General features: G+C 61.2%; 17 protein-coding genes. 2 read left to right on the top strand and 15 right to left on the bottom strand.

Annotated elements, in window-relative coordinates:
• Window positions 1–29: 29 nt before the first annotated feature.
• The 7 genes from PSJE_RS25880 to PSJE_RS25850 all read right to left on the bottom strand — a co-directional run bounded on the left by PSJE_RS25880 (window position 30) and on the right by PSJE_RS25850 (window position 5,673).
• A complete protein-coding gene (locus PSJE_RS25880; RefSeq protein WP_057715362.1) occupies window positions 30–371 on the bottom strand; it encodes a hypothetical protein in 342 nt (113 codons plus the stop codon).
• A gap of 92 nt (window positions 372–463) precedes the next feature.
• The gene (locus PSJE_RS25875; RefSeq protein WP_057715361.1) at window positions 464–1,372 is read right to left on the bottom strand and encodes a MurR/RpiR family transcriptional regulator; all 909 of its coding nucleotides are present in this window, start codon (window positions 1,370–1,372) and stop codon (window positions 464–466) included.
• A 127-nt stretch (window positions 1,373–1,499) separates the two neighbouring features.
• Window positions 1,500–2,264 (bottom strand): ABC transporter ATP-binding protein, encoded by a 765-nt coding sequence (locus tag PSJE_RS25870; protein ID WP_057715360.1) that lies wholly within the window; start codon window positions 2,262–2,264, stop codon window positions 1,500–1,502.
• Between the two features lie 18 nt (window positions 2,265–2,282).
• Entirely contained in the window at window positions 2,283–3,395 is a 1,113-nt protein-coding gene (locus PSJE_RS25865; protein WP_090454842.1) for a succinylglutamate desuccinylase/aspartoacylase family protein, read from the bottom strand.
• 9 nt (window positions 3,396–3,404) lie between these two features.
• Window positions 3,405–4,103, bottom strand: a complete 699-nt coding sequence (locus tag PSJE_RS25860; RefSeq protein WP_090454843.1) for an ABC transporter permease — start codon at window positions 4,101–4,103, stop codon at window positions 3,405–3,407.
• A 12-nt stretch (window positions 4,104–4,115) separates the two neighbouring features.
• Window positions 4,116–4,805, bottom strand: a complete 690-nt coding sequence (locus PSJE_RS25855) for an ABC transporter permease (RefSeq protein WP_057715357.1) — start codon at window positions 4,803–4,805, stop codon at window positions 4,116–4,118.
• A gap of 91 nt (window positions 4,806–4,896) precedes the next feature.
• Window positions 4,897–5,673, bottom strand: a complete 777-nt coding sequence (locus PSJE_RS25850; protein ID WP_090454844.1) for an ABC transporter substrate-binding protein — start codon at window positions 5,671–5,673, stop codon at window positions 4,897–4,899.
• 440 nt (window positions 5,674–6,113) lie between these two features.
• Here PSJE_RS25850 and PSJE_RS25845 point away from each other — a divergent pair, with 440 nt between their 5' ends.
• Window positions 6,114–6,824, top strand: coding sequence for a hypothetical protein (locus PSJE_RS25845; RefSeq protein WP_090454845.1), 711 nt, complete (start codon window positions 6,114–6,116; stop codon window positions 6,822–6,824).
• Window positions 6,825–6,974: 150 nt separating this feature from the next.
• Here the strand turns inward: PSJE_RS25845 and arsH are convergent, their stop codons facing one another.
• The 4 genes from arsH to PSJE_RS25825 are packed head-to-tail and all read right to left on the bottom strand — an operon-like array spanning window position 6,975 to window position 9,835.
• On the bottom strand, window positions 6,975–7,670 hold the full coding sequence (gene arsH / locus PSJE_RS25840; RefSeq protein ID WP_057715353.1) for an arsenical resistance protein ArsH: 696 nt from the start codon (window positions 7,668–7,670) through the stop codon (window positions 6,975–6,977).
• A gap of 11 nt (window positions 7,671–7,681) precedes the next feature.
• Window positions 7,682–8,152 (bottom strand): arsenate reductase ArsC, encoded by a 471-nt coding sequence (locus PSJE_RS25835; RefSeq protein ID WP_090454846.1) that lies wholly within the window; start codon window positions 8,150–8,152, stop codon window positions 7,682–7,684.
• A gap of 28 nt (window positions 8,153–8,180) precedes the next feature.
• Window positions 8,181–9,464 (bottom strand): arsenic transporter, encoded by a 1,284-nt coding sequence (locus PSJE_RS25830; protein ID WP_090454847.1) that lies wholly within the window; start codon window positions 9,462–9,464, stop codon window positions 8,181–8,183.
• Between the two features lie 23 nt (window positions 9,465–9,487).
• Window positions 9,488–9,835, bottom strand: coding sequence for a metalloregulator ArsR/SmtB family transcription factor (locus PSJE_RS25825; RefSeq protein ID WP_090454848.1), 348 nt, complete (start codon window positions 9,833–9,835; stop codon window positions 9,488–9,490).
• Between the two features lie 158 nt (window positions 9,836–9,993).
• Here PSJE_RS25825 and PSJE_RS25820 point away from each other — a divergent pair, with 158 nt between their 5' ends.
• A complete protein-coding gene (locus PSJE_RS25820; protein ID WP_090454849.1) occupies window positions 9,994–10,497 on the top strand; it encodes a GNAT family N-acetyltransferase in 504 nt (167 codons plus the stop codon).
• A 42-nt stretch (window positions 10,498–10,539) separates the two neighbouring features.
• Here PSJE_RS25820 and PSJE_RS25815 read toward each other — a convergent pair whose 3' ends face one another.
• The 4 genes from PSJE_RS25815 to PSJE_RS25800 form a co-directional block, all read right to left on the bottom strand.
• Complete coding sequence (locus PSJE_RS25815) at window positions 10,540–11,373, bottom strand: DUF2950 domain-containing protein (RefSeq protein WP_090454850.1); 834 nt, start codon at window positions 11,371–11,373, stop codon at window positions 10,540–10,542.
• 80 nt (window positions 11,374–11,453) lie between these two features.
• Window positions 11,454–13,013 (bottom strand): DUF3300 domain-containing protein, encoded by a 1,560-nt coding sequence (locus tag PSJE_RS25810; RefSeq protein WP_090454851.1) that lies wholly within the window; start codon window positions 13,011–13,013, stop codon window positions 11,454–11,456.
• A 165-nt stretch (window positions 13,014–13,178) separates the two neighbouring features.
• A complete protein-coding gene (locus PSJE_RS25805) occupies window positions 13,179–14,453 on the bottom strand; it encodes a peptidase MATCAP family protein (protein WP_090454852.1) in 1,275 nt (424 codons plus the stop codon).
• 87 nt (window positions 14,454–14,540) lie between these two features.
• Window positions 14,541–16,667 (bottom strand): TonB-dependent receptor family protein, encoded by a 2,127-nt coding sequence (locus tag PSJE_RS25800; protein WP_090454853.1) that lies wholly within the window; start codon window positions 16,665–16,667, stop codon window positions 14,541–14,543.
• Window positions 16,668–16,700 lie beyond the last annotated feature (33 nt).

The raw sequence follows: 16,700 nt of genomic DNA, 5'->3' as shown, positions 1-16,700 counted from the left end.
ACGGAATGAGGCTCAATGTTGGACAGGAATCAAACGCGAGGCGGTCGCCATACCCCGGACGGGGTTTGTACGGGCATGGAATCACTGAAGAAGGAAACCACTACGGGGCTGAACACGGTTACAGGAGGCTTGAGGATCGAGACTTGCAGCATACCGCCTGTCTTGCATTCCTGGCCCGGCTTGCAGGGCTTGCCATGCTCTGTCGGGCTTTTCATGTCGTTGCAGCAGTCCATTCCCATGTCATCCATCATCGCCATGCCCATCGTCTTCATCGGGCACGGTTCTGTGGGCGCCTGGACACCCGCCATCCCGCTGAGGGGAAGCACCAGGCTAATCACGAAAATGAGGCAAAACCGCAGGTAGCGTTTCATGGGCTGGAGTGTAGAGGCTGAAATGGACTCTTTCAATTGGATGAATGTTCTCACAGCCTGCCGGCAAGAAGCGGGCGCTGGATTTCCATCGCTCACTTTTTCGCTGGTTTACCGCTGGCAGGGATGTGCAGGTACGACATCACGCTTTCTGTCAGTTCGGTTGCCAGTTTGACCGCTTCTTTATTGCGTGCCATCACGCCGGCGACCAAGCCTTCGATCAAGGCCAGTACGGCGATGTTGGAACTGGTCAGCACCGGGTGATCGCAAGGCGCAAACAGCGTGTGCTCGGCAATGCCGGTGAGCGGCGAGGCGGGTGAGTCGGTAATTGCCAGCACTGATGCGCCACGTTCATTGGCGAAGCGTGCCAGTTGCAGGGTGTCGAGGGAGTAGCGTGGCAGGGAGATCGCCAGCAGCACGTCCTGGTCGGTGATGGCGGCCAGACGGTAAGCGGCGTTTTCGTTACCGCCCTCCATGCTGATGGCAGTGGCGTCCGCACAAAAGGGCATCAGGGTCGAGGCGGCGAGACCGGCGAAGTAGACACTGTTGCCAAAGCCCAGAATGTAGATTTTGCGCGCTTTGGTCAGGCGAGTGACGAAGGCTTCAAAGGTGTCGGCGTGGTTGTTGCTCGCCGCGGTGGCCAGGTTGCTGCTGGCGCTCTGGAGTTGCTCATGCAGACCAAACGCGCCGCCCGGGCGATGGGCAAGTTCGTTGCGCAGTTTGTCGACCGGCGACACCATCTGCTGCAACGTTGCGACCAGTTCGGCCTTCATGCCGCTGTAGCCACCGAGGTCCAGTGCTTTGGCCAGACGGTTGACGGCGGCGGGTGAGGTCAATGTTTCGTGAGCCATCTCCTCGATGGTCAGCGTCGCGGCTTTGAGCGGGTGACGCAGGATAAAGTCCGCGACCTTGCGCAATGACGGCGGCAGTTCGGAAACGATTTCCGTCAGTTTGCGCATGACCGGCGCGGCATAGACAGTGGTGTCTTTCGATGGGGTGGGCATATCCGGCTCAACATTTCCTGAAGGTGAGAGAAGGGCTGTGCCTGATGCCCTGACAAGATTGGCTGGAGTGTATCCGAAGCCAACCTTGTCAGGGCAGCGCCGAGCAGTCGATGGGTAGGCGGCGGTCTTACTTCAAGCTCCCGGCCAGAAACTGCCGGAGGCGTTCGGACTGCGGGTTGACCAGCACTTCGCGCGGGTCGCCGCGCTCTTCGACAACGCCCTTGTGCAGGAACACCAGTTGGTTCGAAACCTCGCGGGCAAAGCCCATTTCGTGAGTCACCACCACCATGGTGCGGCCTTCCTGCGCCAGATCCTGCATGACTTTAAGCACTTCGCCGACCAGTTCGGGGTCGAGCGCCGAAGTCGGCTCATCAAACAGCATCACTTGCGGTTCCATCGCCAGTGCGCGGGCAATGGCCACGCGCTGCTGCTCGCCACCGGACATATGCGCCGGCCAGGCGTTCATGCGGTGCGCTACACCGACTTTGTTCAGGTAGTGCTCGGCCTTTTCCCGTGCCTCTTTCTTGCCCAGGCCCAGCACATGCACCGGGGCTTCCATGACGTTTTCCAGAGCGCTCATGTGTGACCAGAGGTTGAAGTGTTGAAATACCATCGATAGCTGCGAACGCATGCGTTGCAACTGCCTGGGTTCGGCCGCCTTCAGCCCGCCAAGCTTGTTGGCCACCAGCTTGAGCGGTTCACCATTGAGCACGATATTGCCCGCATTGGGTTGCTCCAGCAGGTTGATGCAGCGCAGGAACGTACTTTTGCCAGAGCCGCTGGAGCCGATGATGCTGATCACGTCACCGGCCTGTGCTTGCAGGGACACGCCGTTGAGCACCTGGTGCGCGCCGTAACTTTTATGCAGGTCCTGAACTTCAAGTTTGTACATGGTTTGAACTCTCTGGAATCAGTCGCTGAGCAAGCGACCCTGGCGAATGGGGGTAGAACCGGCAACTTTGGCCAGCCACAATCCAGGCTGGGCAAAGCGCAGCCGTTCGCGGGCATAGAGAATGCCGTCGGTGCTGGCGCTCACCACGCTATGGCGGTCGGTCAGCGGGTCGATGACCTCGAACAGCGGATCGCCGACCTTGACCTGCGCGCCCAGCGGTTGCAGAAAACTCACCACACCGGGATGGGGCGCACAGGCGTACTGCGCGCCGGCGAATGGCACGGCCTGGCAATGGCTCGGCGGCGCAGCTGGCCAGTCACCGCTGATCAGGCCTTGTTCGGCGAGATACCCGAGAATGGCTTGGGCACTGTCGACGCATTGCTCGCGTTCGGTGTCTGCCATGCCACGCAATTCAATGGTGGTGGCCACGCACGCCAGGGGAATGTTGGCTTGGGGAAACAGCTCGGCCAGGCGTAGCCATGCAATGGCGCAGGCTTCGTCGAAGGCACTGCCGCCCGCATTTTCGGCCAATAACGTGACCCCGGCACCGAGGCGAGCGGCCAATGACTGCAGGCGTGGCCAGTTTTGCGGCATCGCATACAACAACATGATCGATTCGAAATCGCAGTGCAGGTCCAGCACCACATCGGCGTCACAGGCATGCTGCAGCAGCAGGCGGCGCAGGCCGTCGAGTTCCGAGGTTGGTGCCGGCATGGCGGCGAGGGCATCGTCCATGGCGCGGCGTATGAGTGCGATGTTGGCGTCGGCATCGCTTCCCAATCGGCCCTCCAGCAGCGGTGCAACGGCATCGACTAACTCCGGGAAGTCGCGATTGAAGTTCTTGCCGCTGGAGAATTCGAAGCGCCCCTGATGGGTGGCCTGGAACATCTGGGCGATACCGATCGGATTGGCCATTGGCACCAACTCGATCACCCCGGTCAGGCGGCCTTGTGTTTCCAGTTCCAGAAGACGGCGCTTGAGCTCGACGGCGACGCGCATCCCTGGCAATTCGTCGGCATGCAATGACGCCTGGATGTACGCTTTGCGTGCTCCACTGCCAAAACGAAACAGTGACAGCGTTCGTTCGGTGCCCGAGGCACTCCACGGCAACAGGTATTGAATGTGCTCCATAGCAGCTCCTTAGTGCTTGCGCGGTGCCAGATACGCCAGCCAATGGCGCTCGGCCAGCTTGAACAGGCGCACCAGAATGAAGGTCAGGGCGAGGTAGAAGAGGCCGGCGGTGATAAACGCCTCGAACGGTAGATAGAACCGTGAGCTGACAGTACGCGCGGCCCCGGTGATGTCGACGAGGGTGACGATGGAGGCCAGGCTGGTGGTTTGCAGCATCATCAGCACCTCGTTGCTGTACTGCGGCAATGCCCGGCGCAAGGCCGACGGCATGAGAATGCGGCGATACAGGGTCAGGCGTGACATACCCATGGCCCTGGCGGCTTCGATCTCGCCATGGGGGGTGGATTTCAAACTGCCGGCCAGCAGCTCTGCGCTATAGGCACTGGTGTTGATCGCGAAGGCCAGGCAGGCGCAAAAGGTGGCGCTGGAGAGGTAAGGCCAGAGCACGCTTTGGCGCACTGCTTCGAACTGCGCCAGGCCGTAATAGATCAGGAACAATTGCACCAGCATCGGCGTGCCGCGAATCACGTAGGTATAGAGCCAGGCCGGGAAGTTGATCAGCGGTGATCGCGACACCCGCATCAACGCCAGTGGAATAGCCAATACCAGACCCAGGGCCAGGGAAATAAGCAGGACTTTGAGGGTCAACAAGGCGCCATTGAAGTACAGCGGCAGGTTTTCCCAAATCAGGTTGTAGTCGAGAATCATGGGCCGCTCCCCTCACAATTCGGCGGCTTTGATGCCGACCGAGTAGTGTTTTTCCAGATAGCGCAGCACCAGCAATGACAGGCTGGTGAGCATCAGATACAGCGCCGCCACAGCGAGGAAAAACGTGAATGGCTCGTGTGTGGCATCCGCTGCGTTCTTGGCTTTGAACATCATGTCCTGCAAGCCGATCACCGAGATCAGCGCGGTGGATTTGGTCAGTACCAACCAATTGTTGGTGAACCCGGGAATGGCGAAACGAATCATCTGCGGTACCAGAATTCGCCAGAACACCTGCGCACCGCCCATGCCATAGGCCACGCCGGCCTCGGCCTGACCTTTGGGGATTGCCATGAAGGCGCCGCGAAAGGTTTCCGAGAGGTAGGCGCCAAAAATGAAGCCCATGGTGCAGACGCCGGCGATAAAGGGGTTGATGTCGATATAGCGGGTGTAACCGAGCGCCAGGGCAATGCGGTTCACCAGATCCTGGCCGCCGTAGAAAATCAGCAGGATCAGCACCAGGTCTGGAATGCCGCGAATCAGGGTGGTGTAACTTTCCCCGAGCAGGGCCAGCCATTTGAGCGGTGACAGGCGAAAGGCCGCGCCGACCAGGCCGAGGGCAATCGCCAGGGACATGGAAGTCAGGGCCAGGTTTATGGTCAGCCAGGCGCCATCGAGAATGCTCGATCCGTAGCCGTGAAGCATGATGAAGTTCCTCAAGCGAGCGCCGCGAGGCGCGCAAGACAAGCCCGAATCGGCGCCTGCAATAGGCCGGCACCGGGGCTATGGGTAAGGCTTACTCGCCGTAGATATCGAACGCGAAGTACCTGGCCATCACTTGCTGGTACTTGCCATTGGCGCGAATGGCGTCGATCGCGGCACTCAGGCGCGCAACGTTGGCACTGTCGCCTTTGCGCACGGCGATCCCGGCGCCACGGCCAAAATACTTCGGGTCGTTGATGTCGGGCCCTGTGAGTGTGAAGCCCTGGCCAGCCGGTGTTTTGATGAAGCTCTCATCGGTGTTGACGATGTCGGCGAGGGTGGCGTCCAGACGACCCGAGGCAAGATCGAGAAAGGCTTCATTTTGTGAGGAGTAGCGCACCACGACGACGCCGGCTTTTTCCAGTTGCTCGGTGGCAAAACGATCGTAAGTCGAGGAGCGTTGCACGCCGACTTTCTTGCCCTTGAGGTCCACCAAAGGATCATTGATCACGTTGCCGGCCTTCATCGCGAACTTGCCCGGTGTGTGGTAGTACTTTTTGCTGAAGTCCACGGACTTCATCCGGTCTTCGGTGATTGACATCGACGACAGCACGGCATCGATCTTGCGCACTTTGAGCGACGGGATCATGCCGTCGAACTCCTGAATGACCCACTCGCACTTGACCTTCATTTCTTCGCACAAGGCGTTGCCGATGTCGTAATCGAACCCGCTGACGTTGCCCTCTGGTGTCTTGAAGGAGAAGGGTGGGTAGGCGGCTTCGATACCGATACGCAGGCTGTCTTCGTCGGCATGTGCCAGGAAGCTGAAAGCGCATAGCGCCAGAGCACCTAGAAGTTCTGTCTTGTTCATATTGTTGACTCCTTGGAAGGCATTTGGGGGAAACGGGTGCCCGCCATCCAGGTTGGCGTGGTGGATCAGTCCTGTGATCGGCGAGCCTATAAATGACACAATAAAATTCTATATGCAAATAAACTGAAAATAAACATATCAGCTTTGACCGCAACGATGCTCCATTGGGCCCGGTAGACGTTTTTGCTCAACCCATGGGTAAGCCCTGATGCTCATTTTTTGAACTCGGGCTGAAAGCACTTATCCAAAAAATATGGGAATGTTTCCCACGCAACGATGCCAACTGGCTTTCAGGGATCGTGCGGATACCGCAGTAGCTCGTTCATGCTGCAGATTGATGGCCGTGCCGGTTGGCCGGCCGCTCCAACGGGCGGCCGGGAACTCACTGGACATTGCGTTCGATACGGAGATGAGTACGCAACTCCATGCGGAGGTGCATCATGCTGCTCAAGAAATGTTTGTTGGCTCTGGCAATCGGCGGAGTTCTGTCGGCTTCGACTGTCCTGGTGCCCGATTACATCGGTAGTTTCTCCAGCGTGTATGCCAAGGATGGCGGCAGCGGTGGAGGCGGTGGAGGTCACGGCGGTGGCGGTGGCTCCGGTGGTGGCGGTCACGGTGCCGGCGGCCATGGAGGAGAGGGTGGCGATCATGGTGCTGCGGGCCATGACGGTGACGGTCATGGAGGTCCGGGGCGCGGCGACGCTGACCATGGTGGTGTAGCCGGGAACAAAGGCCCGGGCAATGCCCATGACAACGATGCCGCCGATGCAGCCAGGGACGCAGCCAGAGCTGATGCCAATGCAGCCCGGGACACCGCCAGAGCGACTGCGGATGCCGCCCGTGATGCGGCAAAAGCCACTGCCGATGCCGCCCGGGATGCCGCAAGAGCGGCTGGCGTACCGCGCGCAGAAGCGGATGCAGCCAGGGACGCTGCCCGGGCCACTGCAGATGCAGCGAGGGACGCCGCCAAGGCTGAAGCAGATGCCGCCAGGGATGCTGCCCGGGCTACCGCGGATGCTGCCAGGGACGCCGCCAAAGCCGAGGCGAACGCAGCCAGAGAAGCTGCCAAAGTTGAGGCGAAAGACGCCCGAGAGGATGTGGCGGACGCCCCGGACGAACCGGATTTCGACGCGGTTGAGGTAGAGAACTAGACCTGCACGTTCGGCAATGAACACGGCAGGCATACCGTAGAAAACGTCCCGGGAGCTTGAGGGACGTATCGGCAAAGAGTCGCAAACCCGAAGCATCGTGGGGTTTGCGACTTTGTTTCGGCTATCGAGCCAAGGCGAACATTTCTACAGTCAGATCGACCGCTGATTCACGCGCTGACTCAGTTCTTGCGCGGACTCTTTGCGTTCCGAGTAGCGGTCAACCAGATCGGGGCGATCCCGTAGCAGCAGGGTGAATTTCACCAGTTCCTCCATGACGTCCACCACCCTGTCGTACAGCGACGAGGGTTTCATGCGATTGGTGTCGTCAAACTCCAGAAAAGCCTTTGGCACGGAGGATTGATTGGGGATGGTGAACATGCGCATCCAGCGCCCCAGTACACGAAGCTGATTCACCACATTGAAGGACTGGGAACCGCCGCAGACTTGCATGACCGCGAGGGTTTTCCCTTGGGTTGGGCGAACGGCCCCCAACGCCAATGGCACCCAGTCGATTTGCGCCTTGAACACCGCAGACATGGAGCCGTGGCGCTCTGGCGAGCACCAGACCTGTCCTTCGGACCATTGCATCAGTTCGAGCAGCTCCTGGACTTTCGGGTGATCGGAGGGCGCGTCGTCCGGTAGCGGCAGGCCTGATGGGTTGAAGATCCGTGTCTCGGCACCGAAGTGTTCGAGCAACCGGGCTGCTTCCTCGACCAGCAGGCGACTGAACGACCGCGCACGAGTCGAACCGTATAGCAACAGGATGCGCGGTTTGTGCTGGTCGTCGCGCCCACTGTCGATGGGCTGGGTCAGTGATGTGTCGAGATTGGGCAGGGGATGAGTCATGGGGGCTCCGGTCATAGCGTGCCGATGCGGTCGAGTTCCCGCTTCAGCGCATCGCGGTCGAGTTGTGCAAAAGGCAGGTCGAGGAATGCCCGGCAGCGCGTTTCGATGCGCGCCAGGGTCGAGTGGAACGCCGCCGATACCGTCGCGTCATCTCCCTTTATGTCCGATGGGTCTTCCAGGCCCCAATGAGCTTTCAACGCCGGCCCGAAGTACACGGGGCACGCCTCACCAGCGGCCTTGTCGCAGACCGTGATGACGATGTCCGGCGGGTTGGCTTCGAAAGCCTCATTGCCTTTGCTGCTCAAGCCGTCGATGGCGATGCCGGCTTCTTGCAACGTGCTCAGGCTGCGGGGCAGCACCTGTCCCTTGGGGAAGCTGCCGGCACTGATCGCCTCAAAACCTTGCGGGGCGAGATGGTTGAACATGGCTTCGGACAGGATGCTGCGACAGCTATTGGCGGTACACATAAACAGAACGCGCATGGTGATTCCTCTTTGCAGTCGCACAGGGCTAAACGCTCAGGCGCAGGGCCAGGGCAGACAAGGTGATGAACAGAATCGGCAGCGTCAGGACCACGCCGACCTTGAAGTAGTAACCCCAGGTAATGCGGATGCCCTTGCGCTCCAGCACATGCAGCCAGAGCAAGGTGGCAAGACTGCCGATGGGGGTGATTTTGGGACCGAGGTCAGAACCGATGACATTGGCGTAGATCATGGCTTCACGCACCACACCGGTGGCGTCACTGGCCTGAATCGACAGGGCACCCACCAGCACCGTGGGCATGTTGTTCATGGCCGATGACAGCAACGCCGTGAGCAGGCCGGTGCCCAGCGCGGCGCCCCAGATGCCGAATTCGGCCATGTGGTTCAGCGCCATGGTCATGTAGGTGGTCAGTCCGGCGTTTTTCAGCCCGTACACCACCAGGTACATGCCCAGCGAAAAGATCACGACCTGCCAGGGCGCCTCGCGCAGCACCCGTCGCGTTGAAATCACATGCCCACGTGCAGCCACGGCGAACAGCATCGCGGCACAGAACGCTGCAATGGCACTGATGGGAATGCCCAAGGGTTCCAGTGCAAACAGCCCGATCAGCAACAGGGCCAGGACAATCCAGCCGACGCGGAAGGTCAGGGGATCACGCACGGCGCGTCGCGGGTCCATCACGTCATCGAGAGAGTAGTGCCTGGGGATGTCACGCCGGAAAAACCAGTACAGCACCACGAGCGTGGTCGCCACGGCAACGAAATTGACCGGCACCATGATGGCGGCGTACTCGCTGAAGCCCAGGTCGAAGTAGTCGGCCGAAACGATGTTGACGAGGTTGGACACCACCAGGGGCAGGCTCGCCGTGTCGGCAATGAAACCGGCTGCCATGACGAACGCCAGGGTAGACGCTGGCGAAAAACGCAGTGCGAGCAGTATTGAAACAACGATGGGGGTCAGGATCAGGGCTGCACCGTCGTTGGCAAACAGCGCGGATACGCCGGCCCCCAGCAGAATCGTGAAGACGAACAGGCGCCGCCCGTCACCCTTGGCCCAGCGCGCCACATGCAATGCCGCCCACTGGAAAAACCCGGCCTCATCGAGCAGCAGACTGATGATGATGAGCGAGATGAAGGTCGCGGTGGCGTTCCAGACAATGGCCCACACCAGTGGAATATCGTCCAGCGTCACGACGCCTGCCAGCAGGGCCAGGATGGCTCCCAGGGAGGCGCTCCAACCGACGCCCAGGCCCTTGGGTTGCCAGATGACTAACACCATGGTGAACAGGAAAATGATAAACGCAGTAAACATGCGGAGTCTCGATGAATGAAGGGTCAGCAGCAGGCGGAAGTGTTGAGCGGACGGTCGCCCATCGCGGCAAGGCGAGTGCTGTCGTCCGCAAGCCAGTCGGCGTTTGCCAGCAAGGTTGTCTCGAGAACGTCGCGAACCCACGCGGGCAGATCGGGATTGAGCCGGTAATACACCCACTGCCCCTGGCGACGGTCGAGAAGCAGGCCACAGCCGCGAAGCTGGGCAAGGTGGCGGGAAATTTTGGGCTGACTGTCGTCCAGGGCGCAGACCAGCTCACACACGCATAACTCGCCTTCACGAGTAATGAGCAAAGTGGCCCGGGCGCGGGTTTCGTCGGACAGACATTTGAATACGGCGGCAGGATTGAGCATTGGCGTGGCTCGATACATATGGTTATTCGAATATACGATTTTCCATATGTGTTGTGCAAGCCGCTCGGGCTCGCGAAGGGAAGGCTCGGCCCGACCAGGTTGTTCAGGTATGAGATAGACTCGAGCCCATTCGGCACAAGGCACAGGAGAGGCGGTGAATGGAATCATTTAGCGTACGCGAGCTGAAAATGACTGATGCTCAAGCGTTGCTGGCTTTCGAAATCCAGAACCGTGAATGGTTCGAATCCCATATCGATGCGCGCGCCCCTGCTTTTTACTCGTTGCAGGGTGTCGCCGATCATATCGAAAGCTATTTGTCCGATTTCGCCATCGGCGCCTGGCACCCCTTTGTCATCGAGGATTCCAGTCAGAGAATCGTCGGTCGAGCCAATCTGAAAAGCATCGACTTATCGACGGGTTCTGCCGAAGTCGGCTATCGGATCGATCAACGCGTGTGCGGGCAGGGGCTGGCAACACGGGCGCTGAGGCACCTGATCCAGGAGGCCCGGATACGCTGGGGACTTGCGCAACTGGTTGCGTATGCCTTCAGGGAGAACGCCGGCTCCAGAAAGGTCCTGGATCGGTGCGGATTCAAACTTGAGCAACCCTCCTGCAACGACAACACGGGGGGCGAAGATCGATTCGTCCTGTCGATCAGATAACTGCGTTCAACCATTCTGAAGGCTTGTAGCAGGTCATGCCTGCTACTCCTGATCTTCGGGCACCTCTTTCCAGCTGTCATCCGGATCAAAACGTTTCATCGCCAGCGCCAGTTTTTCACCTTCGGGCCCCAGGTCTTTTTCGAATACCTGTCCTTCATGACTGATCATGAAACTCATCACGCCGGTGTCGTTGTATTTTGCCGGCCAGGCGATCAGCGCAAAGCCGCGGCTCATCTTGTCACCGATGAGGTAGCTGTAGGCTCCACCCGGTGCCGAAGGACCCTGGCCATGAAGGATGCGGAAGCGATACCCATGCCACTCTTCGTCGGCAATGGCTTTGCCGAACGAAGGCCCCAGCGGGCTGATCTGGCCGCTGTCGTCTTCGTCCCAATAGAGTCCATCGTGCATGCCGGGGGGGCTGAAGATTTTCTGCGCATACTCGAGTGCGCCATCATCGTCCCGATCCACTGACGCATAGTCCATCTGGGCGTCGTGATAGGCCAGCACCGATTGCACCGCGGCAAGTTCATTGCGGCCGATTTGACGTGCACGGATCTCTGCACTGCCGGCCTTCATGTCGAACCGCCAACCGTTCTCGTTCTTTGTAAGGGGGATAGGCAGTGTCCAGTTCTCACTGCCGACCGCCAGCACAGCCTTGCGGTCACTGGTGTTTTCAAAGTGGTGTTGCTCGCGGTACTGCTGCAAGAACGCATCCACATCTTTGCGCTGCACGCCTTCGCGAGGGATGTAATTGTGCCAGTCATTGCCCAGCAGTTCGGTCAGGCGTGCCTGGTCGGCGTGTTCCGTGCCCAGTGCTTCGACAAAGGCTTCTGCAGCCTTTTCCGGGGTTGGAAAGGCCTGCTGTGCCGTCGCCATGCACGACCACAACAAGCCGGTGGCTATAACCAGGACATGAGGGAGCAAGCCCGTGAGTCCCTTCAATCGAGGATGGTTGTTCAACGACGGCCCCCCCTTTGACGCGATGGTGGATTGGACGGCCGGCTGACCTGGTGGCCGGCTGATCGCGAAGCACTGGGGCGTTGGGCGGAAACCTGGCTGGCCCGGCCACGATTGGCCTGGACGTTGGCCTGGGATGGTGAGCGTGCGCCGGCGAACGCATTGTTGCGGGCACTGCCGGCACTGGCGGCAGGCCGTTTATTCGTCGCTTGCCGCGTCTGCGCGGAGCCTTCTCTGCGCTGATTCAACTGGGCGCTCTGGTTCCTGGGTTGCTGGGTCTCTCTCCTGGGCTGCTGATTCTCCCGGGTGTTCCTGGCCGTGCCCTGGCTTCTGTCCGCCGCCTTCGGTCTGTCTGCACCGGCCTGTAACCGGTCGCCGCCCGAGGCCCCGGACTGGAGTTTGCGTGTTTGATCACGGGCTTCGCGGTTGCTGGTGGCAGGTCGTTCGATACCGTGCCTGTCCATTGAGGTGCGAGCATTTTCACGGGCCTGGGCGCGTTGGGCATTGTCCCCGCGATAGGCTTCACGCTGGTTGGCACCGTTGAGTTGGCGGCCGTACTGTGCGCGGCTTGCGTTGTCTCGATAGGGCACGCCATTACGGTGCACCGGGTTGTGTTGCCATTTGTTGTTGGTGATCCGGTTGTTGGCATTGATGTTGTTGTAGCGATTGACGTCGATGTCGATGTCGTTATTGCCCCAGTCACATTCACCCCACAACGATCCAATGATCGCCACTCCGGCACCAAACGCGAGTCCGGCCATCAGGGCCTGACCGGGGTAATAGGCCGGTGGCGGTGGATAGTACGCGGGCGGCGACGCCGGGTAGGGCCAGGTGCCGTAGGTGGTGGTCGGGTTATAGGTGGGGACGTACACCACCTGCGGATCGGCAGGCTGAATGATGATGGTGGAGTTGCTGGCGGGGGCCGATTCAGGGGCTGGAGCCGGTGCCGCAGTCGTGGTCGCCGGAGCCGGAGCCGGTGCCGGTGCCGCGACATTCTGGATCGTCACGTTCTGATATTGGTTGCTCTGCAGATTGCCGGCGGCCTGTGCCTGGCGCCGCAAGCGTTGCGCGCTTTCCATGACATCGTCGGGCTGCGCCAGGAAGGCATCGCCCAGGCGCTGGACCCAGACGGGATCCTGTCCGAGCAATGCCAGAACCTGCGGGAAGGCGACCAGTGCCTGCACGCTCGGATCCCAGGGCTGGTTCGCCACCTGTTTGACCGCATCGTCACCCTTGGCGTCCGGGTGGGCTTTGGACCAGTTGACCGCCTCGCCGACTTCCCCGGGGTAGGTGGTGGCCATCAGCACCTGTGCAAACAGTGGGTCCGGGTAAAGCGCAATGGGCGCCAGCATCTGATCCAGTTGTTCCTGGGTGAATACCGGATCCTTGGCCGCCGGGGCGACGGGTGCTGCATTGGCTGTGCTTGCCGGTGCGGGTGCTGCGGCGGGTGCCGGAACCGGGGCAGGTGCTGCAGCGATCCCCTCCGTACCCAGTGCCAGGCAGGACGATCCGCTCAAGAGCAGTACGGCCGACAACGCGTAAAGTAATGGATTGTGCATTGCACCCCCCATGGGGTCAGGCAGGCTTGAAATGAGTGGATCAATCCCTGGCAGGTGAAGCCGACTTTGCAAGCCACAGAGCCTGACCTCGACACCGCTTCCTAATGGTAGCAGTTGATTTTAAAAAGCCAGGTTGACTTTCAAACGGTGTGATCCTGTTCCTGGTCAATGTGCACTGGCATCGCTTTCGTGTTCTTCGGCGAATGCCATGAACACATCCAGGTCCAGCACCTCCAGCTTGATCTGGGCGATGAACGCCGAGAAGGCCAGGTTGGCGGCCAGCAGGCGCAGGTCGCTGGCCCAGGCCGGAAGATAGACCGGCCCCTTGAGCCAGCCAGACTCGAACAGGGGCGCCAGGCGCATGGTGTCAGCCAGGCTGAGGCGCCCTGCAAACAGATGCCCGATCAGTTCCGGCCGGTTATCGCGGATAGCAATGCGCAGCAGGGTGTGGACGCCGAGCAACCCGGTCAGGTAGGCGGCGTCCTTGGTGAACGCCGAGCCGCCCCGCAGGTCGGCACCGCGGAACACCCGTTGGGTTGAGCGGAAGGATTCCTCTTCTGTCTGTCCGGCCGCCAGAAAACCTTCGAACACCTGGATGAAATCCGCACCCTCCAGTGCCTGCTGGACGGCGAGCACGCGCAGGGCCAGGCGCCGCAGGCGGTTGATGTCCATGCTGCCGGTGAACAGTTCGGCCAGGGTGGCAATGCCTTCCTGGGTCTGTGTGGTGCGGGGCGCCCCCAGGCCCAGGCTCGTGAGGTTGGGCTGGCGCGCGCCGTTCTGTGCCGTGGCGACATGCACGAACGCCTCGTGTTGCAACAGCTGATGCTTGTCCAGTTCCGAGAACAGCGCGCTGGCCCGCAGGCGAATGCGGCTCGATCCGGCGATGGCCTTGGCGGCCAGGTTCGGATCGAGCACGACCGTGATTTGTCCGACGCCGAAGAATCGGTCCAGTTCCGGTTGAATCCAGGCGGCGAACGCCTTGGCCGGGATCTCGGCCGGGCAGGGTGGAATCCGCGCACTGCCCAGCAGGGCGTCGGTGGTCTTGAGGAAGAACCGGGCCGCGTCAAGCATGCTCAGTTGCAGGCGTGTGTAATAGAAATCCGGGCGCCGGTACAGCGCGGATGAATACTGCGTAAAGGCGGGAGTACCAATGGCCCCCAGCATGTGTCCGGCCGTGGCATAGCTACGGGCGGTCATGGCCAGGTAATTGCCGGCCGGATGCCCCACATCGCAACGGCGGATAAAGGTTTCCAGGGCGGCGATGTCGGCGCTGTGGTCGCGGGGCTGCAACTGGACCTTGGGTAACTCGGTCCGCCCGCCGCGCCATTTCGCCAGGAAGTCTTCCTCGACGCCGTCCGGCCAGGACAGGGCATCCAGCACGCGGATCTTGCGGGTCAGGCCGGGCAGGGCGGCATCGAGTTCGGACAGGGCGGCGCTCATGGATAGCTCCTTGAGGGACGAAGTGACGTTACAAAAGCTTAGTCGTCGCGCGCGGTTGTGTGCGTTTACGAAGTGAGGAAAACGGCCTCAGAGCAGGCTCCACGACACCCCGATGTACATTGCCATGCCTTCACCGGGGGTGGATCGTGCCGCGTCCAGCCCTTTGTCGTCGTAGCCCGGCGTGACCGTGGCGGCATAGTGCTTGTCGGTCAGGTTGCGCAGGTCCAGCCAGGTCTGCCAGTCGCCCTTTGGCGCGTTGTAGCCCAAGGTCGCGCCGAATATGGCATAGGGATCGGCGTAGTAGCTGTTGGCGTAATCGACGGCCACCTTCGACACCCATTGCGTGTTGACCGCGGCGAAGAAGCCTTGTGGCCAGTCGTAGCGCAGTTCGCCCTGGTAATAGTGCATCGGCAGACCCGGCAGGCGGTTGTCGCCGAAGCGCTCATCGTCGCGGTAGTGGAAGTCACTGAAGGTATAGCTCTGGCGCAGGCTCAATTGACCGCCATCGTCCGGCGACCAGAGGGGGGTCAGCAGGCTGGCTTCCACGCCCTGGTGCACGGTCGGGCTGGCGTTGAGCTCGTAGGGCGTGGTGGCGTTGGCGTCCGGCAGCACCGAAAGCAGTTCGTGGCGCACCTGGGCGTAGTACCAGGCCAGGCTCCACTGCCCCAGCGTGCTATCGCCACGGCCGCCGATTTCCAGGGTGGTGGCGGTCTGGTTTTGCAGCGTGACCGGTTCGCGCTGGGCGCCCGTAGCGACGCCACTGCCGGCGGGGAATCGGATGTTCGAGCTATAGATCAGCGACCACGGATGTGGCGCCTCGACCGAGCGGCTGAGATTGCCGAACAGTTGCAGGTCCGGTGTCAGTTGGTAGCGCAGGCCCACGCGCGGGGCGTAGTCCCAGTCGTGCAGGCTGGTCTTGCCACCTTCCTGCGGGTAGGTGACAGCGCTTTCACGGCGGGTGTAGATCGCGGCGAGGCCGGTGGTCAGCCACAGGTCGTCGGCGATTTCCAGGTCATTGCCGACATGCAGGACCGTGTCCGAGCCCTGGTAGGTGAAGTTGCGGATCAGCGTGCCCGGTGCGTAACCGGCGGTGTTGCCGGTGGGGATGCGCACGAACTCGCTGGCACCGGCGTTGGGCAGGTGTTTGGTCACTCGCAGGCCCAGGGTGCTTTGGCTTTCCAGCCCCCAGAGCGTGTCGCGACGCTTGTAGTCGAACGTGCCGCTGACATCCGTGTACGCCACCTTCAGGCGGTTGGGGCCCTCGCTCAGGTCCATGGGATAGTCGTGGTAGACAAGGCCGGTCTGGATGCTCGAATCGTCATCGATGTACCAGGTGGTCTTGTTGCCGATAAAGGTGCTGCCCGGCTCGTCGCGGCGGTCGTCCCGCGCCACGTAGGCAGGGTTGGCCGCCCGTGGGTTGTGCTCGATGGAGTGTTTGGTCACCCGTCCCGCGAGGTCGTTGTCGGTCTGGCGGTGACGCAGGTAGAAGCGTGTTTCCAGATTGGGGTTGAAGCGATAGCCGAAGTTGGCGATGACACCCTGGCTCTCGCTGGCCGTGTGGTCCTGATAGCCGTCGGCGTTGGCGTCGGTCATGGCCACGTAGTAATCGAAGGCGCCGAGCACCTGTCCGGAGCTGACCTGGCGCTGCTGATAGCCGTGACTGCCCGTTGCGTAGCGTACCTGCAACTTCGGCGCGTTGTAGCCGGTATGGCTGACGTAATCGATGGCACCGCCCAGAGCCAGGGCGCCCCGGTCGAATCCGTTGGCGCCGCGCAGCACTTGCACATGGTCGAGCCACAGCGGTTCCAGCAATTCATAGGGCGTGCCGCCGGGGCCGGTCAGCGGCAGACCGTCGAGCAGGGTGTACAGCCCCGAGGCATGGGCGCCCGGTGCACGGTTGATCCCCGATCCGCGGATCGAAATCTTCACCCCTTCGTTGCCCGCCGACTGGGCATAGATCCCCGGCTGGTAAGCCAGCACATCCTGATTGCTGGCCACGCGGCCCTGCAACGGACGGCGCATGTCGACCACGTTGGTGCCGCCGGGCACCTGGGCCAGCCGGGCCCTGGCGTCCTCGATCCCCTGGTCTTCGTCGCTCTGGTCCTCAGCGCCAATCAGCACTTGTCCCAGCTCCAGGCCCTGAGCCTCGGTCATGGCCGGACAAACAAGGGCCAGGCCCAGCAGCGCAGCGGGCAAGGAATGAGGCGAGGGCATTGGGAAAACTCCAGACGTACGGGAACGGGCAAT

Origin of the sequence: Pseudomonas jessenii, from assembly GCF_002236115.1 — a bacterium.
In the GTDB taxonomy this organism is placed as follows: domain Bacteria; phylum Pseudomonadota; class Gammaproteobacteria; order Pseudomonadales; family Pseudomonadaceae; genus Aquipseudomonas; species Aquipseudomonas jessenii.
Note: the sequence above shows the minus strand (reverse complement) of the source record. Positions and strands in the feature narration are given on the sequence as shown.